Below are 20,705 nucleotides of genomic sequence, written 5' to 3'. Positions count from 1 at the left end.
ATTACTGACGATTGTCCGGCTGTGTGCTTCTGTGAACACAGGGAAATAAGCTTTTCAGCCCGTTTTTTCATAAAATAGCCTCCGATTACTGAGCTGATTGTCAAATGGGCTCAATTGTCGTCGTATGAAGAAAAAAATCCGTCATATTTTTCATCGGTTTGTTTCATCCTTTGAGCTCTAACATGAGCTAGCGGTACAATCATTTTTAAAAATTCAAGTCCGAATGAGTTAAAGGGATACTCTATTTTTTTTAGTGTACTGCTGCTTTTCAGTTCATGGCGTTTCTGGTTTCTCTATAATGTTCGTAAACGCGAATGGCGCCTTCGACATTTCCGGTTTTATTGTAGAGCAAGATCTGATATTTCATGATTTTCTCATCGGCAGGTTCGATTTTATCGACTTTCTGGCAGATGTTCAGTGCTTCTGGATAGTTTTTTTCCTGAATCAGGAATTCAATCAGCCGAAAGGCATGTTCCATCCAGAGCCGGGAAAGCCTGACGCGCTCCGGTTCCGCCCATATGTATCCGTATTCCGCAAAATAGTGGTTTTTGTATGCCCTGAAAAGTTGAAGATGGTGTTCATATGACGTGGGGCCGAGCGGCTGAAGTTCGCTCAGACCCTTCTCCCATTCCTCGGCATCAATCGGCGTATCGGAAATGTTCAGCGAATAACCCATATCATTTTTATCAATATGATGATGAAAAGGCATTTTTTCCATTAGCTTCCGGATTTGATAGATCGTAGAGTAAAGCTGCGTGCTCGCTTTGCCGGGTTCCGCATCCGGCCAAAACAGGTCGGTCAGGACCTCTTTACTGACGAAGCGGCCATGCTCTTTTAACAGATAGGCATAGAGTTCACGCGCTTTTGATGTCCGCCATTTAACCGGGAGGTATGCCTTCTTTTCTTGTGAAATCCGGTAAAATTTCAGACTGTCAAAACAATCAACGCCAAACGTTTCTCCTGCCGGAGTGTCCCGGCTGATTGTTTCTCCGTTTTTGAGCAGCCTGGCCACTGTTTTCTCAAGACGAGGCTTCATGACCGGTTTCAGCAGGTAGTCGATGGCGTTCAGATCAAATGCCTGGATGGCAAAGTCGTCATATGCCGTTATAAAGACAATCTGCATTTTTTCATTAACGGCCTGGAGTGCTTCAGCCAGATCTATGCCGCCAATCTCGGGCATTTCAATGTCAAGAAAGGCAGCATCTGCCGTCCGGGCCGGCGCATCATCACGCGCTTCCTCAGGATCGGTATACGTTTTGATAGTCTGGAAGACCCCTGTCTCCTGCAGCATCTTCTTTACCTGCTTACAGGCCAGTTCTTCATCATCAACTACGATCGCTCTCATCTAGCTTCCTCCTTCAGATGCAGCCCCGATATGCCGCTCTCTTTCTATGTCTGTAACGGCTGCCGAATACCCTGTTTCTTGCAATCATTATAACATTTGAAAACTGAAAAACTCTGCGGTCAAGCGAGCTGCCCGGCTCACGACTATTCAAATCCGGCAGTCGAACTGATAGAATAGTAGAGAATTAGCGAAATGTTCAGGAGTGACACGCCGTGCACCGTTTACCCGCTTTGATTACTGTCATTTTAGTCTATATCGGCCTTTTTTTAATTTTTTTATCGTGGTCGCATTTTTCTGTATCCGCCAGTCCCGCGGCAGCGCGCGGGACTCTTGATCTCGAACATTGGAATTTTGAAAAAAACGGCGCTGTCCAGCTCAACGGCGAGTGGAGCTTTTATCCGAACCAAATTCTCTCCCCACGGGCGATCCAGGCGGGCAAAGGAAAAGACAAAATATTAGTGACTGTTCCCGATAATGCGCAGAGCGTAAAGGGCGGAAAACTATTCAACTTGAGTTCCGGGACCTACCGGCTGCTGATTCGTTCCAACCGGGATCAGCAGATTTTCGGTATCCAAACAGCCATTATTTATAGTTCTAACAGAATGTATATGAATGGACAACTGATCGGCCACAGCGGTGCCCCTTCCGAGAAAAAAGATCAGCAGACATCGCTCAAACCTTACACCAGTTATTTTCCAATTCACCGCGGATATAATGAATTGATTATCCAAGTATCCAGGGCTTCCAGGATTACGGGATGGGGAATCGCCAAACCGCTCGTTTTGGGAACCGAGCAGCAGATTTCGCGCAGCCATGACCTGACCCTGCTCAATGACCTGATGATGATTGTCGCTTTCTGCATCATGGGCCTTTATTTTCTCGGTTATTTCATGCAGCGCAGGAAAGATCTTCAATTGCTGTTTTTTTCAATTATTTGCCTGCTTTTTTCAGTGATTATTTCCTGGATCAGCCCCGGACGGGTCATTTATCTCCTAGTCCCCGGTCTCTCTTATGGTACGCTCGCGATTCTCGAGACGACAACGACATTGTTCATCGGAATCGCTCTGCTCCTCTTTTTGCTGTACTCGTATCCGGACCTTATCTCAAAGAAAGCGGCGGCCGGAGGGATTGTCCTTTCACTCGTCACTCTGACTATGGATCTCACCCCCTTGGACTTTCTGACCTCTACCGAGCTGATTCTCCATTCCTTTCTGGCAGTCGGCATCCTGACCTATGCCACATACATCTTCGTTCTGGCGATCATAAAGAGAACCGAGGGAAGTATCTATTTGATGATTGCGACCCTTTCAATGAGTGTCTATGTCATCATCACGACGATCAGCGCGTACAGTTCCAAAACGCTTTTTTCCCTGTACTCCTTTTCGTCCATACTCTTCCTGCTGATGCTTTCGCTGCTGATGTCTCAGCGTTTCTCCAATGCTTTTAATCGGAGTGAGTCCCTGGCGCAGGAATTGATCCGAATGGATAAACTTAAAGATGAATTCATCGCCAAAACATCGCATGAATTCCGGACGCCGCTGAATGGGATTATTAATATCTGCCAGACTTTGCTCAGCCGCAAGAATAAAAGGACCATCAGCGAGGAAAAAGAGAAAATCGAGCTGGTTACCCATATGAGCTATCGCCTCTCCGATCTTGTCAACGACATTCTCGATCTGTCCAAAATAAAACAAGGGATGCTCACGGTCCGTCCTGTTCCGATCGATGTCCGTTCATCGATTGAGGTGGCACTGGCTTTTTTCAAACCTCAGGCCGAGAAAAAGAATCTGGCGATCATAAACTGCATTCCAAAGGATCTCCCGCCGGTTCTCGCGGATGAAAATCGTTTCCGCCAAATTGTAAACAATCTGCTGGACAACGCGATTAAATATACATACAGAGGACAGATCACCGTTTCAGCCGCAGAAAAGGAGGAACAGGTACAGATCAGTGTCGCCGATACCGGAATCGGAATTCCAGAAGCCGCGCGGCGGACGGTTTTCGATGCATTTCAGCAGGTGGAAATGAATGCGAGCGAGGGAGCGGGTCTGGGACTGAGCATTGTCAAACAGCTTGTTGAACTTCAAAACGGAAAAATAGGGTTTGAATCGGAGGTTGGCAAAGGCTCGGTTTTCCATGTGGCACTCCCGGTCGCTAAAAGCCATACAGATCTTGTCGATCATCTGAAAGAGCCCGTTGAAACATCGGCGACAAAGCAAAGTAAAGTATCGCTTGCGACACCTTATTTCTCAAAAAAACAGAACGCTCCGACCATCCTGATTGTCGATGATCATATCGAGAACCTGGAAATTCTCATCGATATGCTCGAGGCTGTACCTTACAATGTGATTGCCGTTAAAAACGGAAAGGAAGCCCTGGATATCGTCGCGCACTCGGAACTTGATTTAATGATCCTGGATTTAATGATGCCGGGCATGACCGGTCTGCAAGTCTGCAGCAAAGTCCGAGAACGGTTCAGCCTGATCGATCTGCCCATCCTGATTATTACCGCGGCAATCTTCGGATCCGATAAATATCAGGCCTTTCGCGTCGGTGCCAACGATATTCTGCAGAAACCCTATAACTACTCCGAATTTGCCGCGCGTATTAAAGGCCTGATTTTTATGAAAAAATCGGCCAGCCAAGCGAAAACGATGGAAGTTGCCTTTCTTCAGTCGCAGATCAGGCCCCATTTTCTTTACAACGTACTCAACTCAATCATCGCGCTGAGCTATGAAGATGTTGAGAAGTCAAGGGAAATGACCGCACAGTTCGCCGCCTATCTGAGGGGAAGTTTTGATTTTCAGAACACATCGACGCTCAGCTCTTTCAAAAGAGAACTGTCCCTCGTGCAATCCTATCTGGCCATCGAACAAATGCGGTTCTCCGGCCGTGTCCGGGCGGACTATGATATCGAGGAGAATCTGGACTTCACGCTTCCGCCGCTGATGATCCAGCCGCTCGTTGAAAACGCCGTCCGTCACGGAATCGGAAAAAAGAAGAAAGGCGGCCGGGTCAAACTGGCTGCGCGGCAGGAAAACGGCTGCTCCGTCATCAGTATCGCCGATGACGGCGTCGGCATGACCGAAGATCAGATCCGGGACGTATTGACGCCGAACCACCCGCAAAGCGTCGGTTTAAAAAACATTAACCAGAGGCTAAAACACTATTACGGGACCGAACTGCAGATCAAAAGTGTACCTGGAGAAGGAACCACCGTATCGATGCGTATTCCGCAGATTTGACTGCCCCGATTTGCTCCTGATTAGAAAACTTGGCGAAGCCAAGCCCTGGCGCAGGCTGAGCCTTAGTTGCCCTTATACTATAATCCTTAAAATTTTTATACTTTCCTATAGTGTAAAAAAACACCTTGCGATTGCAGCAAGGCGCTCATTTCTCATTTGGCTGTTCACGCACTCACTTTTGCAGCAGAACGAACAGTGCTTTTTTTGTTGGTCATATAGACGCCGACGATCACGAGCAGACCGCCGACAATCTGCGTAAGCGTGATCGGATTGCCGAGAAGCAGGCTGAGCAGCGCCGTAAAAACCGTCAACAGGTTCAGAAAAATACCCGCCCGGCTCGCTCCGATTTCTCGGATGGCGCTGTTCCAGAAAACAAAGGAACAGACCGACGGAAAAAGCGCGATATATAGGATGCCGATCGCAGCGGGCGGACTGAGCCGGAAAGAGAAACCGGACACCAGAAAGAACGGAAACAGAACGATAAGGCCAAGCGTGGCGGAAACCGCGGTTGCGGCAATCGGCGGCACTTTTTTCATCTTTTTGCCAATCAGTGTATAAAACGACCAGACGGTGATGGCACAAAGCATGAGCAAATCGCCGTTGTTGTAGTGGACCTGAAAAACCTGCAACAGGTGCCCGTGCGTCAATACAAGGAGTACGCCAAGCAGTGAAATAATTAGTCCGAAGCTGTTTAAAGGGGAGAGCTTCTCTTTCAGCAGCCACACGGCCAGTACCGCGATCATCGCGGGGTTTATCGAATTAACGAGCGCCGCGTTCAATGAAGTCGTAAAACGCAGCGCCTCATAAAGCAGGATATTGTATCCGAGGATTCCGAGGACAGAGAGAACGAACAGTATTTTCCACTCTTTCCAAACGGCCCGCCACTTCGGTTTTTCAATCCATTGCGCCAGCGGGAACAGAAACAGAACCGCGATCATCCAGCGTTCGAATGTCATCTGTACCGGTGTCATTTCGGCAACAACATATTTGCCGAATACATAATTTCCGGCCCAAAAAAGATTGGCCAAAACAAGAAAACTCAGCACCTTGTAATTCTTCACAGCCTCATATCCTTCTCTCTCATATGTCTAATCCTCTTGTCAGATCAAGCTGTTTATTTACTCTGAACGAATGATACATTACCACAATTATGTATCAAGTAAAAGTAAAGAGACCCCTCCCGCCACTGTCCTATGCTTCAATGATGGGGCCTTTACAGCCGCAATTTCTTTAGTCTCCTGTCATCTTTACATACTTGTCTTTCGGTACGTCGCGAAGAAAACGCGTTGCTTCGCCGGAAGAAAGCATGATCAGCTCATGCATCGCGCGCGTGCAGGCCGTATAAAAGATCGTCCGCTCATTTTCCCGGTGAAAATTGGATGCGGATGCATCGTTAATGATCGCCGCATCAAACTCGATGCCTTTTGCCAGATAAGCGGGAATGATAATGAAGCCTTTATCAAACTGATAGGTCGCCTGTGTAACCAGCCGCACCTTGATTTTATTTTTCAGCTGCTCATAGATTTTCCTGCATTCTTTCATCGTCTTGCCGATCAGTGCAAAAGTTTCAAAACCCGCAGTCTTGAAAGAGGCTATCTTGTCAAGAATAACCGCCTCTTTCCGGCCGTCCCGAATATCAATCCACTCCGGAAGTTTCCCGCTGCGCTCAAACGGTTCGATCTGATCACCGCCTGACACGAGATGGCGTGCAAAATCCATGATTTCCCTTGTAGAACGGTAACTGCGCAGCAAAGTCAGCTTCTTTACCTCTTCACGATTATAAAGGTTCTCCGACAGCATTGTCTCTTCAGCAAAACTCTGTGCATAAATGGCCTGATTCAAATCGCCCAGAATCGTCATCCGGCTTCGCGGAAAAGCCGCCTGCAGATAAGCCAGCTGTACGGGAGAATAATCCTGGGCCTCGTCGATAATCAGATGGCGGATTTCCTGATTTCCTTTCCTGCCCTGCAGCCTTTCTTTCAGATAAAGATAGGGAACGGCATCTTCCCACGGGCAGTCGCCCTCTTCAAAACGCATCCGTGTGGCGCGGCAGATCGCCTTCCAGTGTTCCGGAACGTGCTCTTCATCATGGTCGTGATAAAAAATTTCAGAGTACACTTTCTGGCTGTTGACAAACTCAAACTGTTTGATCCGGCGGCGAAGCGGTTTGATGCGTCGATTCATCACAATCTTGCGCAGCATTTGTTCCTCACGGTCGTAGTCGTCGAATGTTTCCTCACTGAACCGCCGCTCCTGCTGCAGTTTCTGAAAGACCTCCGCGTAATCCGACTTATCCAGAAGTTCGCCCTCTTCCAGCACCCAGTCCTTTTTGCGCTCCTTCTTCACAAACACGGCGATCCGGCGCAGCAGCCAGTCGCGGACATCCTCCATCCGGTTCAGAACGGACTGTTCCCGCGGCAGCGAATAGAAAAATCGTTGGATCGCATTTCCCGAAACAATCGTTTCATCGCGAAACACAATATCGCGGAAGATCATTCCTTCATATTTAAGTCGCTCCAGCCAGCGGTCGATCAGCTGTTTATAGGCGATGGACGCTTTAAAACGGATACTCTCCGTCCGCAGAAGGTACTCCTCGCTTTCCTCCATAGTCAGACAGGACTCCGTCTGATCAAACGGATTTTCAAGCTGCAGGTCGTGTCCGATCCGCTCTTCGATAAAATCTTTAAAAGTTGTCTGCAGAACATTTTCTTCGCCAAGTTCCGGGAGAACCGTCGAAATGAAACTGCTGAACAGCGGGTTCGGTGAAAAAAGAAGCATGTTATCCGAACGCAGCGTTTTCCGATAGCGGTAGAGCAGAAACGCTACACGCTGCAACGCCGCCGATGTCTTGCCGCTCCCGGCAGCTCCCTGGACAATGAGATAGCGGTCCGTCTCGTTGCGAATAATCTGATTCTGCTCCTTCTGAATCGTCGCAACGATGCTTTTCATATGCGAGGAGGCCCTGCCGCCCAGCATAGCCTGAAGCAGCGTATCCCCAATCGTCAGTCCGGTATCAAACATGCCGTCGATCTGCCCATGCCGGATGATGAACTGACGTTTAAGTTTCATCTCGCCTTTGATTTCTCCCTCTATGGAGTCGAATTTCGCCGGTCCGGGTGCATAATCGTAGTACATGCTAGAGATCGGCGCGCGCCAGTCATAGATCAGAAATTCCTCATTGTGCGCGTCCATCAGCGAACCGATACCGATATAGAGCGACTCCGTCTTTTGCTCACCTTCCTCCTGAAAGTCGATCCGGCCGAAATAAGGCGAATCCTGAAGGCGGAACAATGTCTTCAGCTCCCTGTTCATCTGTCCGTGGCGCCGCTCGCGTTCGGACAGAAGCTCGGCCTGCTGCTTTATACTTGCCTGTGTTTCATAAACATCGTCCATCTCATCGAGGTTAACCGTTACGTCTTCCCAGAAATTTTTGCGAAGATCGACGATTCCTTTCTTAACTTCTTCTTTTTTGCCGGTCATTCCGGCAATTTTCGAGCCAATGACATCAACCACTTCATTTATCCGATTTTGTTCTTTTTTACGCTCATTTTGAACCATGAAAAACACCTCTTGTTCCCTTAAAAAGTCACCTGATTTAAACACAGCAGCTTTCCGCATACTGAAGACATTTTCGATATTTTATATTGACAAAAAAGTTCATATGTGATACGTTAAAGTTTGGCTTTTTAATGTACTTTTCCCTCTATTGAGTTTTAACTATATCATGCTTAGCCGGAAACTTCAATATTCAGGTTTTCGGCAGATACAGCTGCTTTGTTTCCCTCTTTCTTCAGTATAGTCATGTTCTGTCGGCATCGTTTTAATAAAAAAGAATCATTTTACAGTTTGATCAAAAAGAGATAAGCTAAGCATAAGAATATTAGAAAACTTGGCGAAGCCAAGCCCTGACGTAGGCTGAGCCTTAGTTGCGGGGTCCGGGACGGCCTAATGCCGAACATGCCGCAGGACGCGGCGATCTGTTCGGTCCCTTACACTATAATCCTTAAAATTTTTATACTTTCCTATAGTGTAAGAAAATTCATTTCTGTGACGGATTCAGTCAGAGATAACCGAAACGGGTTTCTAAATTTACGCATGTAATAGCAGTAGGAACGATGAAATTCGGAGAGTGATTTCATCTTGAAATTCCTGTAATTTCACCGAAACAGAAATCGCTTTCTTGAACGATGGGCCTTTGAACATGAATGATGAAATGGATCGCTGCGTACACTTGCGGACATAATTCTAAAGAGATGGGCGGTTATCCGATGGAATGGAAAGGAGATCATGTGATGAAAATGATCAGCAGTATTCAAGATCTCAAAAAAGCGCAGGCGGCTATTGAAGATTTCAAGGCAAATTATCCGAACACGTTCTACCGTTTGCTTCACCTTGTGAATTTCACCCGCCAGCTGCAGTTTAAATATGAATATTTGTGCGGCCTGATGCTGGGAAATGAAAAATTCGCCGCCCGTTTTGCTCCTCATTTCGTCCAGCGGTCCATTATCGATCTGTATAAAAGCGAGATTGAAAAGATCAATAAACATCCGCAAGGCCTGCAGGCGCTTGAACAGCTGATGAACGGTCACCGGGAAATTGGTTATGAGAATTTCTGCCTGCTTGTCCGCGGCAAGACGCCGGAAGAAATCAAGGGTATTTATTCGAAAAATAAAATTCTCAGCTGACCGTCGGATTATTAAGAAAAAATCGGCTCAGCCAAGGCTCTGATGCCGGCTGAGCCTAAGTTTTTTCTTATGCAAAATTCCGCTATCTTTTTATACTTTTGTGCCAAGCTCTTCCTTCCCGCTTTGCGCGGATGAAGAGCTTTTTTTGATCCTTTTTATGGCGCGGCAAGCTGAAGGCAACTTCAGCAGTGTTTATTCATATCAAAGTAAAGCGGGTAATGCAGGGCGCATCTTGGGTTAAACAGGGCGCCGCAATTCGGGCAGCTGAAACCGCACGCCATGTAGTCACGAATCGTCAGCTCATGACCGCATGAACCGCACAGAATCGCTTTTTCATCGAACTGGTCACGTTCCCAAACTTTTGCCGGGTGACCGGCCAGCGCCTCATGGCATGCATAACAGGAATAATAAGTGTCGCAGCATTTAAATTTTATCGCTATGATATCCCTTTCCGTATGATAATGGGCACAACGCGTCTCTCCGTCTGTTCCGATTCCCCGTACATTTTGATGAGTCTTGATGAGTCTTCTCCTCTTTCCAATCAATCCTTTTTATTATTGTAACTTATCTTTGCCGGTCGTTGTACCTATCTGCGCAAACGGATGTTTTCGGAGTAAGGTCCGGACCGCACGCTTGTTTTTCACCTGTCATTCAGAAAAGTGTATGTAAAGAAAAACTTGGCTCAGTCAGCTCTCAAGCGCCGGCTGAGCCTTAGTTTTTCTACTTAATTTCGCTAATCTTTGGATTCTTATTTGTATAAAAGCGGCCGGCGAGGGGCGGGCGCCTCATCTCCTGCCGCTGGCTGCACAGCCGTCAGCCAACTGTCAGCTCTTCTATGTCGATACGCGATTCACGCCACATTTCCAGCCATTTTTTTATTGCGGTGACCATGATCACGAAACCGAGAATGAGCATGATGATCGACAGAGTCGCGTTGAGCAGGCTGAATCCGGGAGCAGCCGGATTCAGGTACACATGTGTGATCATCCAGTAGCCGGCCACGTTCACCGTGGCGTACAGATAGGCGAGCGGAATCAGACAGGTCAGCATATAACGTTTCCTGACAGCGATCTTCAAGACAAACGTGGCGCCGACAATCAGTCCGATTGCCGCCATCAACTGATTGGAAACACCGAAGAGCACCCATATGGAACCGATATTACCGGAGAAGAGCAGATAGCCCCATAAAAGGCAAGCGAGAGCGCTTGCAAAAATGGAACCCGGCAGCCAGTCCGCTCTTTTCAGCGGTGCATAAAATTCTCCGAAAAAGTCCTGGATCAAATAGCGGGCGACACGGGTTCCTGCATCAACTGCCGTCAGAATGAAAACCGCTTCGAACAAAATCACGAATTGGAAGAAATAAGGGGCAAGGTGGCTGAACCACTGAATGCTTGTAAAAATGTAGGTCATTCCGACTGCGAGTGTCACGGCGCCGCCCGGCCGGCCGGCAAGCCCCAGTCCGATTTCATGATTCAGCTGCGGCAGATTGACGACGTTCATGCCGAGCGTCTTAAATACTGCAGGCACGGAATTAATCGCAAAATAATCGGCCGGGTGAAGCGCTGTCGCGGCGATCAGTGCCATGATACCGACCAGGCATTCAACCAGCATGGCTCCGAAACTCACCAATTTGATATCCGTCCAGCGATCGAGCATCTTCGGAGTGGTTCCTGAACTGACGAAGGCGTGAAAGCCGGAAATCGCCCCGCAAGCGATAGTGATCGAAATGAACGGCCAGACCGGCCCGCCGATGACCGGTCCGCCTCCGCCTGTAAATTGTGTCAGCGCCGGCATGCGGATCATCGGATTAACGATAAAGACACCGATAATCAGCGCGGCAAAAACACCGATTTTCATGAAAGAGCTCAGGTAGTCGCGCGGCGTCAGCAAAAGCCAGACCGGCAGGGCCGCCGCAAAAAACGCATAAACGGGCAGCAGGATGGACAGTGTCTTCGCATCAAGCGTCAAAAAATGTCCGAGCGGTATATTTTGAATGTACGGACCTGCAAACACAGCCAGCATGATAAAGAGGAAACCGACCGTCGAAGCAATTTTCAGATTACCACTTTTGCGGTAATAAAGGCCGACCGCCATCGCGATCGGTATCGTCATCGCGACGGTAAATACACCCCATGAATTATTGGTGAGGGCATTGACAACAACCATCGATAGTCCGGCCATCGTGATTGTGATGATGAGCAGCATCGAAAGCCCGGTGCAGAACCCGGCCACCGGCCCCAGCTCTTTTTTGGCCACTTCAGACAGCGACTTGCCATCGTGCCGCATCGACGCGTAGAGAACGACCATATCATGCACGGCTCCTCCGATCACTGCTCCGATCAGAAGCCAGAGCAGGCCGGGAAGATAACCGAACTGTGCGGCAAGAACCGGCCCGACTAGAGGGCCGGCCGCAGCAATGGCTGCAAAATGATGTCCGAATACAACCCAGCGGTTGGTCGGGACATAGTTTTTCCCGTCCGCAAGGGCATGCGCCGGCGTCACCGTGCCGTCGCTCAAACGCAATACTTTGTTCGCCATAAAAACTCCGTAAAATCGGTACGCTATTGCCAGAATACAGATCGAGCCAATCACAATGGTCATTGCACTCACTTTTTTACTCCTCCTCAATTCGTTGTCAGGCCTCGAGCGAGAACTTTTCTCAATTGTAAAGGAAAAAGGTGCCTGATCGTATAACGGGCGGATAGAAAGCCGCTACCCCGTTTTGAAATGACGGAACAGACGCTTGAAATACATTATTGTTATACAACATATATATTTGTTATATAACAGAAAGACCAATAAAATTCTACTTAAAGCCCGAACCAATCTCTTAGATTTTTCGCGTAGTTTCGGCTCACCGGAACCTTTTCCCCGTTTTCAAGAACGAGATTATAAGTCGAGTTAAACCACGGGGAAATCTCCGTCACAGCTTCGAGATTGACGAGATAAGCGCGGTGCACGCGAACGATTCCGCTCATTGGCCGCAGTCTTTTTTCTAAAGATACGAGTGTTTCGTTCACGGTCATTTTTTTCTTTCTCAAGGCAACGACCGTCCTGCCGCCGGCTGCACTGATATACATAATGTCGGAAAAAGGCACAATCAGAATCCGTTCATCGGCCGCGATGGCAAGCTTCCGCAACGGAGGGGTGCTCATCCGCGCCCGATCGTCTCCTTGATAAGGCATCCCGTTTCCCGGCATGAGGCAGATCGGTTGGTCCCTTCCCGGCCGTCCCTCGTCCGCCAACGCTTTCACCATGTTTCATTCCCCCGTTTTTCTGTAAGGTTCGTCTGACTTCGCACAAGTGATGAGACATAGATCACACTTTTCATTTTATCATGAATGCGTTTCCAAATTCATGTTCCCGCACTCCTTTGTATGCTATGATGGTATTAATATATAAAGCGGCGCACGCCGACATTTAACCAAGAGGAAGACGCCTTTTGATCACAATCCGGAATCTCGTCCTGCCCAGTATCATTCTCCCTGTGTTCATGTTTTATTTTTCACCGCCGCTGCTCGGTCTTGCCGCCGCCGCGAGCCTGGCCGTCGATACGGTAATTCTGATCACCGTTCTGCGTTTTTTTAATATAAAAACGAAAAGTAGGCTCAGCTTATTGATGGCCCTTTGGGGAATCGGCATGGCAGCCGATGTTTTCGGGGCGCTCTTACTGATGCTTGCCGGAAAGAACGGAAGCCGTTTTTCCCTGAACCTGATTGACTATTATTTTATTTATGCTTCGCCGCTCAGCGTGACCCTTTTTTGTCTCGTGGTCCTGATCTCTGCTGCACTTACGTACTGGCTTGATTCGACTTTGCTGAAAAAGAGGCTGAGCATGAGGCAGGCAAAGCGGATTGCGCTGGTGTTCGCTGTCTGCACCGCCCCCTATGCCTTCCTGATCCCGACCAGCTGGCTTGGGTAACCTGTTCGTCAGGCCCCTGATCTCAGATTTTTATTTTTTACAGGAATTCGTCGCTCCGGCAGGAGTCAATCGATCGGTAAGCAGAGCTATTCGCCCTAAGACAGCGAATTATCGCCCCAAGTTTCTCCCGAATCGCCCTGTTCTGGCGGAGAATCGCCCTTGCGCTGTACAACTCGTATCTTCGCGCCTATTATTGAAAAAAGCCGTCTTCCTCTGATCAGAGAAAAACGGCGGGTCTTATAAAAGTAAAATGACGTAACCAGTTACAATCATTTCATAAAATCTTCAGGCACTCTTAACTGCCAGTTTAGTTCAGCGTTCACTTTTCTGACAAAAGGTTTGATGACTTCATCCAAATAGTTTTGCGACATCAGCATCTTTGGCGCATTCATATACCAGCCGAAGATCAGTTTCTGGTACGGTCCCAACTTTTTATATGATGGATCAAGATGCTTGTACACCTCGTCTATCATGTCTTGCACGTCTGATTCCGAATACACGCCATTTTTAGCAAATAAAATCGCTTTCGAAGGATCATCAAGAAACATTTTTACTCGTTCCTGAGTTATGGTCATCTCCGGCATCTCCTTTGGCAGATAATCTTATCTCTTCTATTTCACTTTCAATGGTTCCAGCTGCTTCAGAATCTCATGATAAGGGACTTTAGCCTGAAGCAGGGCGGTCGCAGTATAAGCGCCTTCGATAAAAGCCGTGTCAAATATTTCGATTTTTTTATCCGATAGTTCCGCGACCATATCAAGATTCATTTTCGAGCTGCCTAAATCATAAAACGCCAGGAGACTTTCGCCGGCATTCTTCAGGACTGCTGTCTGAATTTTATCGAAACTCGTTCCGACACCGCCGTCGTCCGTACCGCCGGCTGCTGTGATCGCCACATCAGGCGCAACCTCTCTTAATAAGATACTCAGGCCTTCAACAATCTGCGGAACATGTGAGACGAGCAGAACGCCGTAATCACTCATCCAGAACACCTTCTTCAATCATCGACTCGAACAGCAGTCCGCTTGAGACCGCCCCCGGATCCATATGCCCTATTGAGCGCTCTCCCAAATAAGAGGCCCGGCCCTTTTTCGCTTTCATCGGTTCGGTTGCCTTCACCCATTCATCAATCCGTTCCCGGCTCAGTTCCTTATTTTTGACCGCGTCAACAGCGGGGAGCCACACGTCAACCATCGTCTTGTCCCCGGCTTCCGCGTTTCCGCGTTTCCGAATGCCCTCAAGACCCGCCTCAAGTATAGCCGAGACGTCCGCGGCTCCTTCTCCCGCTTGCTTCGCCATTCCGATAAAAGCCGAACCATATAGCGGACCCGATGCCCCGCCGATTTTGCTTAACAGGGCCATTCCTGCCGTTTTCAAAACGTCCTGAACCGTATCATAGGCTTTCTGCTCAAGAACGGTTTTCATCGCCGCCGTTCCTCTCGCCATGTTCGTTCCATGGTCCCCGTCGCCGATCGCCTGATCCAGTTCGCTTAAATAGACTTTCTTTTCTTCGACCTTTTGCCCAAATAAATTCAGCCATCTGATCGTTTTTTCAACCGTTAGCATCGTTCATAAGCCTCCTTACCACGCAATTGTCGTCACAGGTTCCTGAAGCCACTTTAGCCACTGCTCCTCTTTCAGCCGGATCATCGTCAGCGAGATGCCTGCCATATCCAGAGAAGTCATATAGCTGCCGACTTTCTTGAATGCGATATCCAGCTGCTCCTCTCTCAGCAAATGTTGGATGTCGTTTATAAAAACGTACTGCTCCATCAGCGGAGTCGCCCCCATCCCGTTAACCAGGACACCATAGCGATCACCTACATGCCAGTTAAAATTCTTTTTCAACTGTTCGATAAGTTCCAATGCCATCTCTTTCGACGATTTTATTTTCTCGCGACGATAGCCCGGTTCGCCATGAATGCCGATCCCATATTCGATTTCGTCTTCTGCCAGTTCAAATCCCGGTTTGCCCACCTCAGGCACAGTGGCTGCCGAAAGGGCAACGGCAAGCGTCTTAATCGAGGGAATCAGCTGGTCGGCAAGCGTTTTCAATTCTTTGAGCGGCAGACCCGCTTCCGCTGCCCCGCCGATAATTTTGTGAACGAGTATCGTCCCGGCGACCCCGCGTCTTCCCGCCGTGTATGTACTGTCTTCAACGGCAACATCATCATTCACAATGATGTGATCGACTGAGATGTCTTCCATGGCCGCCAGCTCTTCGGCCATTTCAAAATTCATCACGTCACCCGTGTAATTCTTGATGACAAGCAGAACGCCGGCCCCCTGATCCGCATGTTTAACGGCTTCGAGAATCTGATCGGGCGCAGGTGAAGTGAACACAGGCCCGCACACCGCTGCGGCCAGCATGCCCTTTCCGACAAAACCGGCATGCGTCGGTTCATGCCCGCTTCCTCCGCCGCTGATCACAGCTACTTTCCCTTCCGATCTATATGTTCTGGCAATCACATTCGTTCCCGGCAGACGTTCGACGATCGAATCCTCCGTAAAAACGAGGCCGTCCAGCATCTCATCAACAATTTTTTCAGGTTCATTCATTATTTTTTTCATTTTCTCACACCCCTTTGTCCCTTTTGTATGAGTTTTCTATTCTCTTAAAGCTTATCACGAAAGCGATTACATTTAAACAAATAGGAAAAATTTTTTCTGAAAAAACTGGCACAATTCAAAAAAAATAATACAGGTTTAATTAACGTAAGGGCCAATCGTAAGCGCTGCGGCACGCCCGGCATGAGGCCGTCCTGGCCCACGCAACAGCTCCGCACTGAGTCTGACGGTTGTCTTTCATTCTTCAGTCCTAAAAAAAACTGAGAGAACTGCGCAGGCAGGCGCCTATTCTCTCAGTTTACCTTTATCAATGTTTTTATTAGGCGGCTTTTAAAGGATCGCAACCTTTTTTTGTACCAATAAGAAAAAGCCGTTTTCTCTATTTAAGCGCAGATCAGCCGAAGATCTTGCCGATGGCCTCAACGTCCTGCTCTGTCAGCTTGACGTCTAGTGTTTTCAGATTATCCAGGACCTGTTCAGACCGTTTGGCGCCCGGAATCACGACATCGATCACATCTTGTTTGAGGTACCAGGCAAGGACAAGATTGGCGACTTCGCAATGCTTCAATTCGGCAATGGCACGCAGTTTTTCCACCTTTTCGAGATTCTTTTCAAAAACGCCTTTCTGGAACTGGGGCTTCTTCGCACGCAAGTCGTTGAACTTTTGGTCTTTGGTGTACTTTCCGGCAAGCAGCCCTGATGCCAGAGGAAAATACGGAACAAAAGATATGCCGTGCTCCCTTAAATATGGGAAAAGGTCTTTTTCAGCGCTGCGCTGGATTAAATTATACTCGCCCTGATAAACATCGACATAACCGTCTTTGTTCGCTTCCTGCAGCTGCTCAAGCGAGAAATTCGACACACCGATCGCACGAATCTTGCCTTCATCCTTCAATTCCTTCAGCGCGCCGACCGCCTCATCTTTCGGTGTACCCTCGTCGGGAAAATGAATGTAGTACAAATCAATGACATCCGTCTGCAGGCGTCTCAGGCTGCCTTCGACCTGACTTTTGAGAAAAGCCGGAGAATTGTCGAATACCGTCTCTTTGCCGACAAACTTGTGCGCGCCTTTTGTCGCCAGCGCAACATCCTCGCGGCGGCCACTCTCTTTGACGACTTCACCCACCAGCTCCTCCGAGCGTTCCGGTCCATAAATAAACGCGGTGTCCAGAAGATTGATCCCATTGTCGATAGCTGTCCGCACCAGTTCTCTACCCGCTTCTTCGTCGAGATTCGGATAAAGATTATGGCCGCCGACCGCATTTGTCCCGAGTCCGATCGGGTTGACGAATAACCCTGACTTCCCAAGTTGAACCTTTTCTGACATCTTTCATCACTCCTTCTGTCTGAGATTATAACAATTACCGGTACCGCCAAGAAATAATCTGCCTGATGAACGACTTTAAAGACCAGTCCGGTGATCCCGTCACCATAGATTACCTGAGCGTCGGTTCGCCCGACCGCCGCGCTGCCTATAAGCTATTGAAATTGCTTATCAAAGATTACTTGATGATCTCATGCAGTTCGGCATGCGCCGCCTTCACCAGATCATCGACAGCCAGAACGATCTGCACGCCTTTTTTTCCTCCGCTGACCACAATATGATCGATGGACCCAGCGGAAGCATCGATCACCGTCGGATAGGCCTTCTTCATTCCAACCGGAGAGCAGCCGCCGCGCACATAGCCAGTATGCTTCTGTATGTCCTTCACATGGATCATCTCAACACGCTTCTCGCTGACACTTGCGGCCGCTTTTTTCAGATCGAGCTCTTCCGCAACAGGAACAACAAAAACATAGAACTCGCCGCTGTGCCCCTGGGTGACCAGCGTTTTATAAACGGTTTTCGGATCTTCGCCGACTTTCTGCGCAACGGAAACGCCGTCAATCAGCCCATCGCTGATGTCATAGGTCTGAGTGCTGTACTGTATTTTTTCTGAATCAAGGATCCGCATTGCGTTCGTCTTTACTTTGGATTTTGCCATCAAAATCATGCTCCTTATTCTTTCATCCACGCCTGTCATCGGACGAGAACGGACAACCTGTAGCCGGTCCGCGCCTCAATCCGTTCACCCACCCGCCGCACTTCTTCTTCAGGGGGCTCCTTCGGCAGTTTTATCGTCAGCAGCGCTTCTCCTGAGTGCAAAGACGGATTTTTCTGAAGGCCCCAGCCTTTAGGAATCAGTTCCGAGGATGCGCGGATAACCTCATTCTGTTTCGGATTTTTCGCGAAAGTGATCGGAAGCCCTGTCCGGTAGGACAATTCCTCCATATCCACCGTGTGCCGCAGGGCGACTTCCGGTGTGATAAAATGTACTTCCATATAGGCGAGGCCGTTCTGCTGTTTGATGCTGGCTTTATAAATCGTGATTCCGCGATCCTCCGCCCAGATTTTTGCTTCATTGATTGCTTCATTATTTTCGAGCCGCGGGGACGGCATCTGCGCCCTGAAGAATTCCGCCGAAACACCCTGCTGTACCTTAGCATCCACTGGGGCAGGATTCTCATCTTTGAATTGCAGCGTGAATCCTGTTTCTTCCTTTATTTTTCCGGCTATCTCTTCCCCGTTTTCCGGACGCGCAACGGGCATCGACACACATTTTGTATCCAGGTAAATCGATGGTGAATCAGACGTGCCGAGCCATTCATTGACTTTCGCCTGAAGAAGATCCGTACGGACGGAATCGGAAAAAGCAATCGTCCATCCGGTCGTTTCTTTTATTTTGTCAAACAATTCCCGACGTTCTTCAGGTCCGATGGTGTCGGGAAAATCAAAGTAAAGTGTGATGTGTTCGGTAGTTGTTCCCAGTGCATCCGCTCCGCAGCGGATAAAATGCGGTTGATCCGCCATGAATCTCCTGATTTCAGCCATCGCCAGTGTCGCATTCATTTTCAAGCCTTGAACGGGCAGATGCAGATCAGCGAGCAGATGCAGACTGTCCCGGCCGATCCGGTAGCGGACCAATCCATGATCCAAGGTTTGGGAACGATCCGGCAGCGCCTGAAGAGCGAGCGCCGCAGCAAGGCGCAGCTTGAGGCCGTCTTCCGGGAGGCACATCGAGACAATCTCCTCAAATGTCCAGATCCCTTCTTCTATATCCGCCCAACGAATTTTCTTGAGAAACGGCCGCGAAAACGCCAGTACCTCGCCGGAATCATGCTGCAATTCATCAAAGGAACGATTCCAGCCTCCGATGGTTTCAGCAGTCTGATCCAGGGACAGCCGGATCTGCTTTCCTTTCGGAGTCTGGCAAATCAAAGAATGTGTCCTTCCATGGACACCTGTGCACAGCGCCAGACGAAGCTGCTCGTCTCCTTCTTTTCGATACAGGACAAGGCAGCCGACTTTCTCTTTCAGGACACGGTTCGGATCCCTGCCCCGATCATCGTTTCGGATTTCCCGGCCGGATAGGCTGTGGCTGAATGTGTAGGTTTCCCCGTTTTCCGATAAAACCGGCCGGTAACGCCGTTCGATTCGCTCGTTTAACGCGGCGCGGGCCTCGTCGTCTCCATGAACAAGCACTGCGCGCGCCGGACGGACCATGCCGATAAAGCGGTTCAGTTCCCCGGCATCGCCGTGTGCGGACAGACCGTATTTATCCACCCGGCATTTTACGGCGTGAGTCGTCCCGTTCAGTTCCAGTTCATCGCTCTCACCTTCGGCCAGATTAAGCAGTTTTCGTCCCGGACTTTCCTCATCCTGATAACCTGTAATAAAAATAGCATTCTTCTCGCTGCCGATGAGCCTCTCTGCGTACCATACGCTGGCACCGCCGATCAACATGCCCGATGACGCAACGATACAGGCGGGCTTGCCCTTGAGTACAGCCTCCCGTTCATTCGGCGTAACAGGCGTGCACCGCCCCTCAGTCAGGAAAGCGTCGCCATTTGTCCGAATACGATGAGCGACCGGTCCTTTAAGAAATTGCGGATAGCGCCGGTAAATTTTGCTGATCGGCGTCACTAGCCCATCGACATAGATCGGGAACTCCGGAATCAGACCGCGGTCCATATAATCTTGCAGAATCAGCAGCACCTCCTGCGCACGGCCCAAGGCAAAAGCGGGAATCAGCGCAAAACCGCCGGCGGCAATCACCTCGGCAACATTGTCCGCGAGCCGTTTTTCTTCCGTATTACGGTCGGAATGTTCGCGGCTGCCGTACGTGGATTCAAGAATCAGCGCATCAGGGCGCACTCCGGCCGGTACTTCGGCCCCGGGGATCGTCCGGCCCGCCTTGAAACTCAGATCTCCGCTGACGAGCAGTTTTTCGCCGCCGCCCTCAATCATAAACATCACCGCGCCCAGAATATGACCGGCCCGGTAAAGGGTCACCTTTACATCGCCAACCGTCATCCTTCCGCCTGCGGGAAATAAGCGTAGTGCCTGAAGCGTTTCCTGCATCTGCTCCTTCGTGTACGGAATGAGCGAACGCGTCTCCGTGCAGCGCTGTTCCATGATTTTGAAGGAATCCTTCATCATGATCTGCATTAAATCGGCGGTGGGCGGTGTAGCAAAAATCGGTGCCTTTGGATACAGGCGGTGGACAATCGGCAGCGCGCCGATGTGATCAGCGTGTGCGTGGGTCACGAGTACCGCCCTTGGTTCGCCCAGATTGTCCAGCATGCCGAACGCCGGGAGCAGATCATCGCCGTGCACCCGCATGCCGGCATCGATCAGCAGATCGGTTTCACCAATATGCACATGCAGACAGGATGCGCCGATTTCGCTTCCTCCGCCGAGAATACTCACTTTCATCGTTATCTGCCTCTTTCTTTAATACAGACTCTGCTCTGCTTTTCTTTCATTTTATCACAGCGTATTTTCCCTGCAAAAGACGCAGAAAAGCCCGCGTGGCTCGCGGGCTTTTCTCTTATTAATACGCTCTGTTTTCAGCGATTCTGTTTCCATCCTTAATTCTCTTTATCTTCTTTTTTACTCT

The 20,705-nt window shown here is 49.2% G+C and carries 16 protein-coding genes; 3 read left to right on the top strand and 13 right to left on the bottom strand.

Annotation, left to right across the window (positions count from 1 at the left end):
* Positions 1 to 268: 268 nt before the first annotated feature.
* Positions 269 to 1,345, bottom strand: coding sequence for a response regulator (locus IEX81_RS06055; protein WP_188802181.1), 1,077 nt, complete (start codon positions 1,343 to 1,345; stop codon positions 269 to 271).
* Between the two features lie 212 nt (positions 1,346 to 1,557).
* On the opposite strand from IEX81_RS06055, the gene IEX81_RS06050 reads away from it, so the two are divergent.
* Positions 1,558 to 4,590 carry an ATP-binding protein gene (locus tag IEX81_RS06050; protein ID WP_188802180.1) on the top strand — a complete coding sequence of 1,011 codons (3,033 nt, stop codon included), beginning with the start codon at positions 1,558 to 1,560 and terminating at the stop codon, positions 4,588 to 4,590.
* Between the two features lie 164 nt (positions 4,591 to 4,754).
* On the opposite strand, the gene IEX81_RS06045 is transcribed toward IEX81_RS06050, so the two are convergent.
* The gene (locus tag IEX81_RS06045) at positions 4,755 to 5,651 is read right to left on the bottom strand and encodes a DMT family transporter (protein ID WP_188802179.1); all 897 of its coding nucleotides are present in this window, start codon (positions 5,649 to 5,651) and stop codon (positions 4,755 to 4,757) included.
* 169 nt (positions 5,652 to 5,820) lie between these two features.
* Positions 5,821 to 8,148, bottom strand: coding sequence for an RNA polymerase recycling motor HelD (helD, locus tag IEX81_RS06040; protein WP_188802178.1), 2,328 nt, complete (start codon positions 8,146 to 8,148; stop codon positions 5,821 to 5,823).
* 710 nt (positions 8,149 to 8,858) lie between these two features.
* Between helD and IEX81_RS06035 the strand changes: the two genes are divergently transcribed.
* Complete coding sequence (locus IEX81_RS06035) at positions 8,859 to 9,275, top strand: hypothetical protein (RefSeq protein WP_229727497.1); 417 nt, start codon at positions 8,859 to 8,861, stop codon at positions 9,273 to 9,275.
* A 182-nt stretch (positions 9,276 to 9,457) separates the two neighbouring features.
* Here the strand turns inward: IEX81_RS06035 and IEX81_RS06030 are convergent, their stop codons facing one another.
* The 3 genes from IEX81_RS06030 to IEX81_RS06020 all read right to left on the bottom strand — a co-directional run bounded on the left by IEX81_RS06030 (position 9,458) and on the right by IEX81_RS06020 (position 12,532).
* Positions 9,458 to 9,820, bottom strand: a complete 363-nt coding sequence (locus tag IEX81_RS06030) for a CHY zinc finger protein (RefSeq protein ID WP_229727496.1) — start codon at positions 9,818 to 9,820, stop codon at positions 9,458 to 9,460.
* 268 nt (positions 9,821 to 10,088) lie between these two features.
* Positions 10,089 to 11,885 carry a carbon starvation CstA family protein gene (locus IEX81_RS06025; RefSeq protein ID WP_188802177.1) on the bottom strand — a complete coding sequence of 599 codons (1,797 nt, stop codon included), beginning with the start codon at positions 11,883 to 11,885 and terminating at the stop codon, positions 10,089 to 10,091.
* A gap of 200 nt (positions 11,886 to 12,085) precedes the next feature.
* A complete protein-coding gene (locus IEX81_RS06020) occupies positions 12,086 to 12,532 on the bottom strand; it encodes a LytTR family DNA-binding domain-containing protein (protein WP_188802176.1) in 447 nt (148 codons plus the stop codon).
* 185 nt (positions 12,533 to 12,717) lie between these two features.
* On the opposite strand from IEX81_RS06020, the gene IEX81_RS06015 reads away from it, so the two are divergent.
* Positions 12,718 to 13,197 (top strand): hypothetical protein, encoded by a 480-nt coding sequence (locus IEX81_RS06015; protein ID WP_188802175.1) that lies wholly within the window; start codon positions 12,718 to 12,720, stop codon positions 13,195 to 13,197.
* A gap of 269 nt (positions 13,198 to 13,466) precedes the next feature.
* Here the strand turns inward: IEX81_RS06015 and IEX81_RS06010 are convergent, their stop codons facing one another.
* From IEX81_RS06010 to IEX81_RS05980, 7 genes are all read right to left on the bottom strand, one after another.
* Positions 13,467 to 13,772, bottom strand: a complete 306-nt coding sequence (locus IEX81_RS06010) for a hypothetical protein (protein WP_188802174.1) — start codon at positions 13,770 to 13,772, stop codon at positions 13,467 to 13,469.
* A gap of 36 nt (positions 13,773 to 13,808) precedes the next feature.
* Positions 13,809 to 14,180, bottom strand: a complete 372-nt coding sequence (dhaM, locus tag IEX81_RS06005; protein WP_188802173.1) for a dihydroxyacetone kinase phosphoryl donor subunit DhaM — start codon at positions 14,178 to 14,180, stop codon at positions 13,809 to 13,811.
* Positions 14,173 to 14,763 (bottom strand): dihydroxyacetone kinase subunit DhaL, encoded by a 591-nt coding sequence (gene dhaL / locus IEX81_RS06000; protein ID WP_188802172.1) that lies wholly within the window; start codon positions 14,761 to 14,763, stop codon positions 14,173 to 14,175. The genes dhaM and dhaL overlap by 8 nt, the downstream gene beginning before the upstream one ends.
* Positions 14,764 to 14,778: 15 nt before the next feature.
* Positions 14,779 to 15,768: a dihydroxyacetone kinase subunit DhaK gene (dhaK, locus tag IEX81_RS05995; protein WP_188802171.1), complete on the bottom strand. Its 990-nt coding sequence runs from the start codon at positions 15,766 to 15,768 to the stop codon at positions 14,779 to 14,781.
* A gap of 391 nt (positions 15,769 to 16,159) precedes the next feature.
* The gene (locus tag IEX81_RS05990) at positions 16,160 to 17,092 is read right to left on the bottom strand and encodes an aldo/keto reductase (RefSeq protein ID WP_188802170.1); all 933 of its coding nucleotides are present in this window, start codon (positions 17,090 to 17,092) and stop codon (positions 16,160 to 16,162) included.
* 175 nt (positions 17,093 to 17,267) lie between these two features.
* The gene (gene ybaK / locus IEX81_RS05985) at positions 17,268 to 17,750 is read right to left on the bottom strand and encodes a Cys-tRNA(Pro) deacylase (RefSeq protein WP_188802169.1); all 483 of its coding nucleotides are present in this window, start codon (positions 17,748 to 17,750) and stop codon (positions 17,268 to 17,270) included.
* A 35-nt stretch (positions 17,751 to 17,785) separates the two neighbouring features.
* Entirely contained in the window at positions 17,786 to 20,521 is a 2,736-nt protein-coding gene (locus IEX81_RS05980) for an MBL fold metallo-hydrolase (RefSeq protein ID WP_188802168.1), read from the bottom strand.
* Between the last annotated feature and the right edge of the window lie 184 nt (positions 20,522 to 20,705).

The sequence above is a fragment of the Sporolactobacillus putidus genome (assembly GCF_014647035.1).
Classification (GTDB): Bacteria; Bacillota; Bacilli; order Bacillales; family Sporolactobacillaceae; genus Sporolactobacillus; species Sporolactobacillus putidus.
Note: the sequence above shows the minus strand (reverse complement) of the source record. Positions and strands in the feature narration are given on the sequence as shown.

Coding starts and splice junctions, on each gene's coding strand:
- dhaL (WP_188802172.1), bottom strand. CDS start 14,763: ATGCTAACGGTTGAAAAAACGATCAGATGGCTGAATTTATTTGGGCAA.
- IEX81_RS06035 (WP_229727497.1), top strand. CDS start 8,859: ATGGAATGGAAAGGAGATCATGTGATGAAAATGATCAGCAGTATTCAA.
- dhaM (WP_188802173.1), bottom strand. CDS start 14,180: ATGAGTGATTACGGCGTTCTGCTCGTCTCACATGTTCCGCAGATTGTT.
- IEX81_RS06010 (WP_188802174.1), bottom strand. CDS start 13,772: ATGACCATAACTCAGGAACGAGTAAAAATGTTTCTTGATGATCCTTCG.
- dhaK (WP_188802171.1), bottom strand. CDS start 15,768: ATGAAAAAAATAATGAATGAACCTGAAAAAATTGTTGATGAGATGCTG.
- IEX81_RS06055 (WP_188802181.1), bottom strand. CDS start 1,345: ATGAGAGCGATCGTAGTTGATGATGAAGAACTGGCCTGTAAGCAGGTA.
- IEX81_RS05980 (WP_188802168.1), bottom strand. CDS start 20,521: ATGAAAGTGAGTATTCTCGGCGGAGGAAGCGAAATCGGCGCATCCTGT.
- IEX81_RS06020 (WP_188802176.1), bottom strand. CDS start 12,532: ATGGTGAAAGCGTTGGCGGACGAGGGACGGCCGGGAAGGGACCAACCG.
- helD (WP_188802178.1), bottom strand. CDS start 8,148: ATGGTTCAAAATGAGCGTAAAAAAGAACAAAATCGGATAAATGAAGTG.
- IEX81_RS05990 (WP_188802170.1), bottom strand. CDS start 17,092: ATGTCAGAAAAGGTTCAACTTGGGAAGTCAGGGTTATTCGTCAACCCG.
- ybaK (WP_188802169.1), bottom strand. CDS start 17,750: ATGGCAAAATCCAAAGTAAAGACGAACGCAATGCGGATCCTTGATTCA.